Consider the following 11393-nt stretch of genomic DNA (forward strand, 5'->3'; position numbering starts at 1 on the left):
GGTGCCCGGTGCGTTCAAACAGGCCCCGGCGGGGGCCGCCGCCGCTGATGCGGCCAACGGCCCAAGCAATGCGAGCGTTATGGCCTTCATTGCGGCAAAGCGAAGCCGGTCCGCGCGAACAGCGCTTCGGCATTTCGATAGGCGATCCGCTCGGCTAGGTCTTTCGGCAGGTCGGCCAGCCAGTCGCGCGACCAGGAGGCATGCTCGGCGATGTAATACCAGCGCTCCGGCGTATAGGTATCCGTCCCCACCATGAAGCGGTCGGGGAACTCCTCGAACAGCTTGCGCCAATCGGGATCGACCTTGCCATCTCGCCCATGCTCGCTGCGCACGGCGAGATCGGCCCAAAGATTTTTGTACTTCGACAGCATGGCGCGGATCTCGTCCGGCCGGGCAAAGCCGGAATGAGCCCAGAGGATCAGTGCATCCGGGTCATGCTTGAACAGGCGCTCCACCGCGTCGGCGTCGGAATGAGCATGCAGAAATAGCTTGTGCTGCTTCGCCAGTTCCACCATACGGCGCGGCACGGGCAGATCCGCATCGGCACCGTAGAGGTGGAACTCACCAATCCCGACATAGCGGTAGCGCCTCAACCGGTCCTCCAGATGCGCAATGACGCTGTCGTCCTTCATCCAGGTCGACAGTTCGCCACGGCGGCGATAGGGCCGCAGCTCGGGAACAATCAGATCGGGGGCAATGGCATAAAGCTTCTGCGTGCCGTCGTCGCTTGAACTGGAAACCAGCACGCGTTTTAGCCGGGCCTCGTTGCGCAGTACGGCAATGGCCTTGTCGGGCGGCAGCATGTCCCAGGCGTCATGGCTGTAATGCACATGGGCGTCGATCAGCGGGCCGGCGTAAGATTGCTGCTGGGCCTGCACGCTGCCTGCCGCCAGGGCAACCAGCATGACCGGCATCGACCAGAGTTTCATCTCACCCCTCCGTGACTCGACGGCATTCTAGCGTGGTGCACGAACGCCGCCCATCACGTTACAGAGAGGAAGAAGGCCAGGCTGACCGCCCAGATCAACGACTTTCTCTGATCAGCGATTCTTAGCCTTGCGCCAGGCCTCGAAGTCGACCTTGGTCTGCGGATCGGTAGCCGGATAGAGGCCGAGGATCGAACGGCCTTTCAGCACTTCCTCGGTGACGAAATCCTCGAAGGCCGTCATCTCTACCGCCTCATCAGCAATCTCGTCGGCAATCGCCGCCGGGATGACGATTACGGCTTCCCCATCGCCGACGATCACGTCGCCCGGGAAAACCGGCACATCACCGCAGCCGATCGGCACGTTGATGTCGATGGCCTGATGATAGGTCAGATTGGTCGGCGCCGAAGGACGGTTGTGATAGGCGGGGATCTTCAGCTTGGCGATCTCAGGGCTGTCACGGAAGCCGCCATCGGTGACAACACCGGCCACACCTCGCACCATCAGGCGGGACACCAGGATCGAACCGGCAGACGCCGCGCGCGGGTCCTTGCGGCTGTCGATGACGAAGACCGCGCCGGGCGGGCAGTCTTCCACCGCCTTGCGCTGGGGATGGCTGCGGTCCTGGAACACAGTGATCGGGTTGAGGTCCTCGCGCGCCGGGATGTAGCGCAGCGTGAAGGCCTCGCCGACCATGTTGCCCAAATTCGGATTCAGCGGGCGGACATCCTGGATCGTCTGGTTCCGCAGGCCGCGCTTGAATAACGCGGTGGACAGGGTCGCTACGCTGACCGTTTTGAGCTTTTCTCGGGTTTCTGGCTTCAAACCGGTCATCGTTTCCTCTTCCCCTTCGTTTTTTTACATCATGTTGCGTGTGGCCGTGGGCAGGCTGACCACCAGCCCGTCCAGCTCGGGTGTCATGATCAACTGACAGCCGAGCCGCGAAGTCTTGGTCAAGCCGAAGGCGAGATCAAGCATGTCCTCCTCATCCGGCTTGGCATCGGGCAGTTTGCCGTACCATTCCGGGTCGACGATGACATGGCAGGTCGAGCAGGCGAGTGAGCCTTCGCAGGCGCCCTCGATATCCACGCCATGCTTATGGGCAATCTCCAGCACCGACAGGCCGACCGGTGCATCGACTTCAAGGCGCTTACCATCGGGCTGGATGAAGGTCATCTTGGGCATGGACTACTCCGTTTGGGAGGGCTCGATATATCCTTCCACCCGGCGGCCCGCAACCCGAGGTCAGCCAGCCTGAAGGGGGGCCTCAGCCGCGCAAGTTCCGACCGCGCCGGCCATCATTCGAAGACGTTGGTCGACGAAGCCGGCCGCCTCTAGAGCACGCCGGCAGGCCGCCGGCGGCAGGATCTCCTCGGCCGTGGCCTGGAACAGCGCCAGCCAGCGATCGAAATGGATCGGCTGGGGCCGCATGCCCGCATGGGCACTCATGACGCATCCACGGTAACGGTCTGTGCTACGCAGGACTCGGGACCAGAAATCCTCGACCACCCTGAGATGTCCTTCCCAGTCTGGGATTGCCGCCGCGAAGATCGGCCCCAGCAGAGGATCGGCATTGGCCCGCTCGTAGAAGCCCCGGACCAACGCCCGGATCATGTCCTCGCTGACCGCCTCTCCCGTAATTGCCGCTGCCGCCTGCCGTCCAACCATTCTACGCCTCGCTACCCCTGGATCGGTCCGATTTAGACCGAACCATCAAGCGCAGCTTTGCGTCAGATCAATTTCGACTTCAGATCATATAGTTACGGCAAGCTACTGTAGAGTCGATAATATCTTCATAAGTAGATTGCCTCTTTCGGCCTGGACACATAACTGTAATCTGTAATCGCTGAGTGTAATCGCCGAGACGTATCCAGAGCGGATAATCCGCCTTCTTAAATATGATTTTTAATTAATATCAATATATTAACCACAATATATGAACTTATAAATCAGTTCTTTTCTTCATCCAAAACTCGCTCCAGACTCGTGCCGCCCGCTCGATATCGGCCTCGCTGGTCGCCCAGCCAAGACTAAAGCGGATGGCCTCCCGGGCGGTCGGCTCAGGCAGGCCCATACCGGTCAGCACATGGCTCGGGGTTACCTTTCCCGAGGAACAGGCCGAGCCGGCCGAGACCGCAACCCCAGCCAGATCCAATGCCATCACCTGGGTCTCTGCTGGTACCCCCGGCATGCCAATGCACAGGGTGTTCGGCAGGCGCGGCCCCCCGCCCCCATGCACCGGAGCCTCCGGGCAGGCAACCAGCAGGGCGGCCTGAAGCCGATCGCGCAGGCCGGCAACCTCGGCCATTCGGGGCAAACTCTGCAGGGCGGCAGCCGCCGCGGCGCCGAAGCCGGCGATGCCCGGCAGGTTCTCCGTGCCGGCGCGCTGGCCCTGCTCCTGCCCCCCGCCGCGCAGCAAAGGCGCTGGCACCCAATCGTCGCGGGTAACCAGCGCCCCTACCCCGGTCGGCCCGCCGAGCTTATGGGCCGAAAGGGTGAGGAAGTCGCAGGCGAGCCGGGAGAGATCGACCGCGATCTTGCCCGCCGCCTGGACGGCGTCGCAGAGCAGCAGGGCGCCCTGTTCATGGGCCAGCCGGGTGACCTCTGCCACCGGCTGGATCGCGCCGGTCTCGTTATTGGCCAGCATGAGGGCGACCAGCGCCGGTTTGGGTGCGTGTGCCAGAGCTTCTTCAAGAGCGGCCAGCAGCACGACGCCATCGGCGCCAGCTGGCAGTTCGACAATAGGCAAGCCGGCATGACGCGCCGGGCGCAGGACCGAGTCATGCTCGATGGCGGAGACGATCAGGCTCTTCACCCCGGCCTGCTCGATCGCCAGCCGCAAGGCGAGGTTATTCGCCTCGGTGCCGCCGGAGGTGAAGACCACCCGCTTCGGCTCGGCACCGACCAGGGCTGCGACGCTTGCCCTCGCCTCCTCCACCAGCTTGCGCGCGGCGCGGCCAAAGCGATGCACCGAAGAGGGGTTACCGGGGGCCTCCAAGGCCTTCAGCACGGCCTCCCGTGCCTCCGGCCGGAGGGGGGCCGTGGCGTTGTAATCGAGATAGACAAAACCAGGAGTCGATCCCGGGCTCATAACGCATCCTTCCGGTCGGACTTGCATTCCTGCCGCCAAATTCCCATTTGCGCTGAACAGGATACGCCGGGTTGCATTTTTTAAGCTTGAATTCTGCGGAGCCAACTATGGTAAAATGGACCCCGCTTCAACCGATAAACACCGCCGAAGCTTCCCTTTTGCGGCAAAAGTGACGAACCGCGATGCCTGACATCATTTTTCCTGGTCCCGATGGGCGGCTGGAAGGCCGCTACAGCCACGGGCCGGAAGCCAATGCTCCGATTGCCCTGATTCTTCATCCGCACCCGCTCTACGGCGGGACGATGAACAACAAGGTGGTCTACAACCTCTTCCACGTCTTCGCAAAACGCGGCTTCTCGGTCCTGCGTTTCAATTTCCGCGGCGTTGGCCGCAGCCAGGGCAGTTTCGACAACGGCGTGGGCGAGTTGTCGGACGCCGCCGCGGCGCTGGACTGGCTGCAGGGCGTTAATGCCAATGCCTCGGCCGTCTGGATCGCCGGCTTCTCCTTCGGCGCCTGGATCTCGATGCAGCTGCTGATGCGGCGGCCGGAGATCGACGGCTTCATTTCCGTGGCACCGCCGGCCGGCATGTTCGATTTCGGCTTCCTGGCGCCCTGCCCGTCTTCCGGCCTGATCATTCAGGGCACTGACGACAAGATCGTGTCCGAACCGGAGGTCGCCAAGCTGGCACAGCGCCTGTCGATGCAGAAGGGCATTAAGATCGACTATAAGAAGATTCAGGGCGCTGACCACTTCTTCGAAGGCAAGCTCGACGAGCTGACGGCGGCCTGCGACAAATACATCAAGGCCTCGCTGGTGCCGACCTCGGCCCGCGCTGGCAAAGGCGCTGTCAGCAACAACAACCCGCCGGCGGCGTAAGCCCTGCATAGTCGTCATGCTCGGGCGTGGCCCGAGCATGACGGTTCTCATGCAGCCTCCGACCCTACATCCCCTCTTCGATCTTATGCCGGGCAATCAGCGGCGCCTGGGCCAGCATGAAGAGGAAGGTCAGGCCGAGCAGGCCGAAGACCTTGAAGGCGACCCAGAAATCCGTGCTTTGCGTGCGCCACACGATCTCGTTCAGCAACGCCATCGTGGCGAAGAACAGACCGAAGCGACGCGTCAGCCGGCGCCAGCCTTCGTCATTGATTGCCAAGGCCTGCCCGAGCAGCAGCTTCAGCCAGATCCGCCCGAAAGCCAGCCCACCCAGCAGCAGCGCGGCGAAGATGGCATTGACGATGGTCGGCTTCATCTTGATGAAAGTCTCATCCTGCAGCCATAGCGTGAGCCCGCCGAACAGCCCCACCACCGCAGCCGTGATCAACGGCAGCAGCGGCAGCTTCCGCAGGTAAAAAAGCGACAGGCCAAGCGCGATTGCCGTCGCCGCCAGCAAGGCCACGGTTGCCGCCATCAGATCGGCAGCGGCATAGGCGGCCAGAAAAACCGCCAGTGGTGCATATTCGGTCACCGGCTTCAGCCAGCGAGGTGTGGTTGGGTTCATCGTGTAAAATTCCATCCTCAGCGTCATCTTTTATGACGATTGTGGATAACAAAGGGAAGCCTGCGTCCCAACAGGGCAGCAGATGTTCTGATTCCCGATAAGCGCAATCATGTTCGCCGCAGTATCAGCTTTAGGTGGTCATTGAGCGACCTCTTCCACCTTCATCCACAAGAGGTTAGCAAATGACAACCCTTTGTTAGCGAATAGTAACTCCCCGCGTTCCCCTACCGCAGCTACATCGGAACCCACGCCCGAACGGCGTCTGGTATTTTGCGGCACGAGTCGAAAACAGTTGCGATGAGGCCGTGCGTTAGAAGGCAAGGCCATGTCATTGCGGCAAGTAATGCCGGACCATCAGTCGCGGAATTTCATGGGCTTGCTGTCATTGCGCTCATCGGCTGTGGTCTTCATCGCTTTCGTCTGTCTGGCGCTGACCGGCTTCGAAATCACTAGCCTCTGGCAGAGCCGGCGGGAGAACATCCGTAACGCCGAACGCACCACCGAGACTCTCGCGCGGTCGGTTGCCCGGAGTGTGGAAGATAGCATCCGTGCCGTCGATGCCGTGCTCGCCCATGCAGCGGAGCAGACGGAGACGGCAGGCGATAATCCTGCAGCGCTGAAGCCGCTCCTCAGCCAGTGGCAGACGCAGGTCGACACGTTGCCCGGGCTGGTGTCGCTGACCTATCTGGATCGGGGCGGCGCGTCGCTCATCCATACACCCGGCCGCCGAACTCACCTGAATCTCACCGGCGAGGATTATATCGAGGCGCATCGCAACGACGATGACATCCCGCATATCGGACGCCCGGTTCAGGACGAGGTCTATCAGACCTGGGTCATTCCGCTCTCGCGCCGCGTCAATCGGAGAGATGGCAGTTTCGGCGGTGTCGTCGTCGCGATGTTCGATACCGGTCGCCTGCATGCCTTCTTCGACGCCTTGGACATCGGCACTGACGGCGCAGTCCTTCTGGCCAGAGCCGATGGCGCCCTGCTGTCACGCCGCCCCTTCGACGCGGCGCATCTCGGACGCGATATTCAGGATATGACGCTCTTTCAGGCTCTAGCATTCCGGACATCCGGGGCTCATGAGGTAGCGTCGTCTACCGATGGCGTGCGCCGGATAGGCAGTTATCGGAAACTCGATGCCTATCCTCTGGTTGTGGCTGTCGGATTGTCTCATGACGAAGTGCTAACGGCATGGCGTGATGCCACCTGGCAACAGACGCTAATGGCCGCAATCCTTGTGCTAATAGTCGCAGCGCTAGGCTGGCGTCTAATCCAGCAGGTCGGCCTGTGCCAACGTGCGGAACGCGAAGCGGCAGATGCCGCCGAGAATTATCGACATCTCGCCGATATCTCCCGCGACATGGTCTTTACGCTCGATTTAAACCTAGTCCGGCGCTACGCCTCACCAGCCATCATCGATCTTCTGGGTTACGCGCCTGAGGAGTGGATCACAGCGAAAGCCGAACATGCCGTTCATCCGGATGACATAACCCGGACGAAGGCGATCTGGCACATGATGACCGCAGGCCTCGATCGCGCCACGCTGGAAACCCGCTTGCAGCATCGTGATGGTCATTGGGTATGGATCGAGGCCAGCATGCGCCTGATCCGCGATGCGATATCGGGCAAGCCAGTGGAAATATTCGGCACGGCACGCGACATAACGGATCGCAAGGATGCCGAAGAGGCGTTGCGAAATGCGCGCAGCGAGGCCGAGCGCGCGGCTCAAGCCAAGGCGGATATCCTTGCCGCAATCAGCCATGATCTGCATGAGCCGATGCACGGTATCCTGAATGTCTCGCAATCTCTCGCGAACGGCAAGCTGGGGCCGCTTACCGCCCAACAGGCCGAGGCTGCCCAGGCAATCATCGAAAGCGGTAAATATCTGCAACACCTGGTCGATGACACCGTGGCGCTGAACCGTGCAGGTCCGGCCAAGATCGCTCTGAACGTCGGGTCGGTAGAGATTCTGCCCTTGATGAAAGCGGTCGGCGCCATCCTCAAGCCGCAAGCCAAAGCGGGGAATATCACGCTCGATATCGGAGATTGCGGCGCGGGGTTGCCCATGATCCTCGCCGATCGCACCCGTCTGGCCCAGGTGCTGATCAATTTCGGCTCCAATGCCATCAAATATAACCGCCCAGCGGGAATATTGCGTTTCGGCTACGAGCGTCTCGATGACAATTGGGTCCGCCTCACTGCTACCGTCTCCGGCGGCGGGATTCCGGAGCATATGCATGCGCAGCTCATCGAATCCGCCGATGCAAAGCAGTCCGCAAACGTGACGTCCCTCGGGCTGCCGCTTATCCGCAAGCTCGTTCAATTGATGGACGGGCGTACTGGCTTCACCAGTGACCCGTATGAAGACAGCCAGTTCTGGATCGATATGCCGGTCGATGCCACGGCCGCAGCTGCTGCCCTGCCTGCAACGCCCGTCATTGCACGCAAGGCACCACCACCTGATCGCCTCATCCTTTATATCGGGCAAAGCAGCGAGGAACTGCTGCTGATGCGCCACATCGTAAACGCACTTCCTTCAACGAGTCTGCTGGAAGCTCAAGATGGAGCAATCGGCCTTGCCATGGCGGCGCTAAGGCGCCCGGAGGTGATCATGGTCGAGAGCGAGCTGAGCGACACGGATGGCCTTGCAGTCCTCGCCCAGCTTAAGAAGATACCGGACATGACGCATGTGCCGGTGCTGGCGCTGACGACGGAGTTCACGCCGCGGAGCAGGTTGGCCGGCTTTTTCCGCGTCCTGTCCCGGCCGCTCGACATCCCCAAGTTGCTGACTGCCTTGGAAGTCGCGTTAGCTGAGAGCGGCCAATCTGACAAAACGACCAGTGATGCCGCCTGAAAGAACAAGGTTTCTCTACGTCAAGCTCAAGGATGAAATATCCGGCCGCCGCTGACCGGCTTTGGCACTCCGGTAGTGCTGGGCAAACTCAGCGGCAGATCACGCACCGCGCGGGCTGCCAGGAAGGCGAAGGCTTCGGCCTCCAGGCTGTCGCCGCGCCAGCCGACCGTCTCCACCGCTTCTACGGGATGATTCAGCGCCTGCGTCAGCATGCGCATCAAGGTCGCATTGTGCCGCCCGCCGCCGGTGACCAGGCAGCGCGTCGGGTGCTGCGGCAAATGCTGCAGGCCCTGCGCCACCGCGGCGGCGGTAAAGGCGGTCAATGTCGCCGCGCCATCGGCAAACGGCATGTCTTCCACGGCGGCGATGGCGAAGTCACCGCGGTCCAGCGACTTGGGCGGCGGCGCGGCGAAGTAGGGATGCTCCAGCAGATGTGCGACGACCAGCTCGTCCACCTTGCCGCTGGCCGCGGTGACGCCATTCTCGTCGCGGATCGCGCCGGTATGGCGCTGCATCCAATCGTCGATCAGCGCGTTGCCGGGGCCGGTATCGAAGGCAATCAGCGTACCGTCGCTGCCGATATAAGTGACATTGCCCACCCCGCCGAGATTGAGTACCAGCAAGGGCGCCTGCAGGCCGGCATAGCGCGCCAGCGCCTCATGATAGAGCGGCACCAGCGGCGCCCCCTGCCCACCCATGGCGACATCCTGGCTGCGAAAATCGCTGACCACTGGAATGCCAGTCAGCTTGGCCAACAGGGCGCCGTCGCCGATCTGCCAGGTGCGGTGCTTTTCCGGCCGGTGCAAGACGGTATGGCCGTGGAAGCCGATCCAAGCGACCTCACCCGCCTTCATTCCGGCTTCGGCCAACAGGGCGGTGGCTGCCTCGGCATGGGCCTCGGTAATCGCGCGGGAAACAGCCATCACCGGCCCCTGCCCGCCCAGGACCGACCGGATGCGCTCGCGCAGATCCGCCGTATAGGGCCGCGTGATCGCCGGGCCGAATTCGGTGATGCTTTCGCCATCCGTGCGCAACAGGGCGGCATCGATGCCATCCATCGATGTGCCGCTCATCAGGCCCATGATCCAGCGGGGCTCTATCCAGTCTGATTGGGGCAAGGCAAGAACGTCTGAAGCTAGGCGAGTCGGGAGGGGTATGTTACACCGTTGCCCGCAAAAATCCCAAAATCCGATACGAGTCCAGGATCATGACCGAGTACCGTTCCGCTTTCCTGCAGACCTTGGCCCAGCGCGGTTACCTGCACCAGGCGACCGATGCCGAGGCCCTGGACGAACTGGCGCAGAAACCGCAGGGCATCACCTGCTATGTCGGCTATGACTGCACCGGGCCGAGCCTGCATGTCGGGCATCTGCTCTCGATCATGATGCTGCGGCGGCTGCAGCAGGCCGGCCATAAGCCGATCGTGCTGATGGGCGGCGGCACCACCAAGGTAGGAGATCCCTCGGGCAAGGACGAAGCGCGCAAGCTGCTGACCGTGGAAGACATCGCCGCCAACATGGCCAGCATCAAGACGGTGTTCAACCGCTTCGTCAAATTCGGCGATGGGCCGACCGATGCCATCATGGTCAACAATGCCGACTGGCTGGACAAGCTGAACTACATCGAGTTCCTGCGCGACTATGGTCGACATTTCTCGGTCAACCGCATGCTCAGCTTCGATTCCGTGAAGCTGCGTCTGGATCGGGAGCAACCGCTCAGCTTCCTCGAATTCAACTACATGATCCTGCAGGCTTACGACTTCGTCGAACTGGCGCGGCGCTACAACTGCAATCTGCAGATGGGCGGCTCGGACCAGTGGGGCAACATCGTCAACGGCGTCGAACTCGGCCGCCGTGCCCATGACCTCAGCCTCTATGGCCTCACCTGCCCGCTGCTCATGACTGCGTCCGGCCAAAAGATGGGCAAGACAGCCAGCGGCGCGGTCTGGCTCAACGAGGACATGCTGCCGACCTACGATTACTGGCAGTACTGGCGTAACTGCGATGATGCCGATGTGGGCCGCTTCCTGCGGCTCTTCACCGACCTGCCGATGGAGGAGATCACGCGGCTGGAAAAGCTGCAAGGCGCCGAACTGAACGAAGCGAAAAAGATACTTGCCACCGAGGCAACCGCGCTATGCCGCGGCCGCGAGGCCGCCGAGACGGCTGCCGAAACGGCGCGGAAAGCATTCGAGGAGGGCAATTTCGGCGGCGCCCTGCCGGTGGTGAAGGTGGATCGCGCACGGTTGGAAGCCGGCATCGAAGCCTTCGCGCTGGTGCTGGAAGCCGGCCTTGCCAAATCCGGCGGCGAAGCGCGCCGGCATATCCGCGGCAACGCAATCAAGCTGAACGACAAGCCGGTGGCGGAAGAAACGCAGAAGATCGGCACGGCCGATCTCGGTGCCGATGGCCGCCTGCGCCTGAGCTTCGGCAAGAAGCAGCATGTCCTGATCGAGGCGGCGTAAGGGCGCATCGCCTTTCCCCCACACGTCACCCCCCGACCTTGTGCCGGGGCATCATGGCCGGCTTGCCCCGGCCATCTCGTGCAAAATGGGAGGAGATCCTCGCGTTAGGCCCGAGGATGATGGCCTGCGCAGATCACAGCCTGTACTGGCTGCCTTAGTGCCGGCCTTCGTTGAGATTGTAGCGCATAATGCGACCGTGACGGCCGTTTTTGTCCCGCTCGATGTCGTAGCAGTCGCCCGGCGGACCCTGGCGCTTGGCTAGCACGGCCGCCAGCGCCGCCCGATCGGCCTCGGTCAGCTTCAGACTGTCGACGCGCAGATTGCTCGCCAGATGTCGCGTCGAGGTGGCGCCGATGATGGCACCCGCAACGCCCGGCCGGTCGAGCACGTAGCGCGTCGCCACCTGGCCGATATTCACGCCATGCGCCTTGGCGATGCCATCCAGCACGCCTAGCAGTTCCTGGAACAGGTCCCAGCCGCCGAAATCCTCGATGATCAGCTTATATTTGGTCAGCGAGCGGTTGGCGAGCGGCTCCAGATCGGAAGAGCACA

11 protein-coding genes are annotated in these 11393 nt (G+C 62.1%); 3 read left to right on the forward strand and 8 right to left on the reverse strand.

Going from position 1 to position 11393, the window contains the following annotated elements; translation table 11 throughout:
- Window positions 1-86: 86 nt before the first annotated feature.
- The 5 genes from Q0603_RS14045 to Q0603_RS14065 form a co-directional block, all read right to left on the reverse strand.
- Complete coding sequence (locus Q0603_RS14045; protein ID WP_298726721.1) at window positions 87-929, reverse strand: amidohydrolase family protein; 843 nt, start codon at window positions 927-929, stop codon at window positions 87-89.
- A 111-nt stretch (window positions 930-1040) separates the two neighbouring features.
- Window positions 1041-1760, reverse strand: a complete 720-nt coding sequence (locus tag Q0603_RS14050; protein ID WP_298726723.1) for a ribonuclease activity regulator RraA — start codon at window positions 1758-1760, stop codon at window positions 1041-1043.
- Between the two features lie 24 nt (window positions 1761-1784).
- Window positions 1785-2111, reverse strand: coding sequence for a ferredoxin family 2Fe-2S iron-sulfur cluster binding protein (locus Q0603_RS14055; protein ID WP_298726725.1), 327 nt, complete (start codon window positions 2109-2111; stop codon window positions 1785-1787).
- 60 nt (window positions 2112-2171) lie between these two features.
- A complete protein-coding gene (locus Q0603_RS14060) occupies window positions 2172-2594 on the reverse strand; it encodes a group III truncated hemoglobin (RefSeq protein ID WP_298726727.1) in 423 nt (140 codons plus the stop codon).
- Between the two features lie 274 nt (window positions 2595-2868).
- Window positions 2869-4017, reverse strand: coding sequence for a cysteine desulfurase family protein (locus tag Q0603_RS14065; RefSeq protein WP_298726729.1), 1149 nt, complete (start codon window positions 4015-4017; stop codon window positions 2869-2871).
- Window positions 4018-4199: 182 nt separating this feature from the next.
- Between Q0603_RS14065 and Q0603_RS14070 the strand changes: the two genes are divergently transcribed.
- A complete protein-coding gene (locus tag Q0603_RS14070) occupies window positions 4200-4895 on the forward strand; it encodes an alpha/beta hydrolase (protein WP_298726731.1) in 696 nt (231 codons plus the stop codon).
- A gap of 64 nt (window positions 4896-4959) precedes the next feature.
- Here the strand turns inward: Q0603_RS14070 and Q0603_RS14075 are convergent, their stop codons facing one another.
- Window positions 4960-5517, reverse strand: a complete 558-nt coding sequence (locus Q0603_RS14075; RefSeq protein WP_298726733.1) for a septation protein A — start codon at window positions 5515-5517, stop codon at window positions 4960-4962.
- Window positions 5518-5842: 325 nt separating this feature from the next.
- Between Q0603_RS14075 and Q0603_RS14080 the strand changes: the two genes are divergently transcribed.
- A complete protein-coding gene (locus Q0603_RS14080; protein ID WP_298726735.1) occupies window positions 5843-8377 on the forward strand; it encodes a PAS domain S-box protein in 2535 nt (844 codons plus the stop codon).
- Window positions 8378-8403: 26 nt separating this feature from the next.
- Here Q0603_RS14080 and Q0603_RS14085 read toward each other — a convergent pair whose 3' ends face one another.
- Window positions 8404-9459, reverse strand: coding sequence for an anhydro-N-acetylmuramic acid kinase (locus tag Q0603_RS14085; protein WP_298726737.1), 1056 nt, complete (start codon window positions 9457-9459; stop codon window positions 8404-8406).
- Between the two features lie 125 nt (window positions 9460-9584).
- Between Q0603_RS14085 and tyrS the strand changes: the two genes are divergently transcribed.
- The gene (tyrS, locus tag Q0603_RS14090) at window positions 9585-10841 is read left to right on the forward strand and encodes a tyrosine--tRNA ligase (RefSeq protein WP_298726739.1); all 1257 of its coding nucleotides are present in this window, start codon (window positions 9585-9587) and stop codon (window positions 10839-10841) included.
- A gap of 154 nt (window positions 10842-10995) precedes the next feature.
- Here the strand turns inward: tyrS and Q0603_RS14095 are convergent.
- A partial coding sequence (locus Q0603_RS14095; RefSeq protein ID WP_298726741.1) for an aldo/keto reductase occupies window positions 10996-11393 on the reverse strand: 398 nt, incomplete at its 5' end.

This window comes from uncultured Ferrovibrio sp. (genome assembly GCF_937960835.1).
Lineage (GTDB): Bacteria > Pseudomonadota > Alphaproteobacteria > Ferrovibrionales > Ferrovibrionaceae > Ferrovibrio.

Excerpts from the sequence above, each read along its gene's own strand:
- Q0603_RS14045 (WP_298726721.1), bottom strand. The coding sequence starts at position 929 with ATGAAACTCTGGTCGATGCCGGTCATGCTGGTTGCCCTGGCGGCAGGC.
- Q0603_RS14050 (WP_298726723.1), bottom strand. The coding sequence starts at position 1,760 with ATGACCGGTTTGAAGCCAGAAACCCGAGAAAAGCTCAAAACGGTCAGC.
- Q0603_RS14055 (WP_298726725.1), bottom strand. The coding sequence starts at position 2,111 with ATGCCCAAGATGACCTTCATCCAGCCCGATGGTAAGCGCCTTGAAGTC.
- Q0603_RS14060 (WP_298726727.1), bottom strand. The coding sequence starts at position 2,594 with ATGGTTGGACGGCAGGCGGCAGCGGCAATTACGGGAGAGGCGGTCAGC.
- Q0603_RS14065 (WP_298726729.1), bottom strand. The coding sequence starts at position 4,017 with ATGAGCCCGGGATCGACTCCTGGTTTTGTCTATCTCGATTACAACGCC.
- Q0603_RS14070 (WP_298726731.1), top strand. The coding sequence starts at position 4,200 with ATGCCTGACATCATTTTTCCTGGTCCCGATGGGCGGCTGGAAGGCCGC.
- Q0603_RS14075 (WP_298726733.1), bottom strand. The coding sequence starts at position 5,517 with ATGAACCCAACCACACCTCGCTGGCTGAAGCCGGTGACCGAATATGCA.
- Q0603_RS14080 (WP_298726735.1), top strand. The coding sequence starts at position 5,843 with ATGTCATTGCGGCAAGTAATGCCGGACCATCAGTCGCGGAATTTCATG.
- Q0603_RS14085 (WP_298726737.1), bottom strand. The coding sequence starts at position 9,459 with ATGGGCCTGATGAGCGGCACATCGATGGATGGCATCGATGCCGCCCTG.
- tyrS (WP_298726739.1), top strand. The coding sequence starts at position 9,585 with ATGACCGAGTACCGTTCCGCTTTCCTGCAGACCTTGGCCCAGCGCGGT.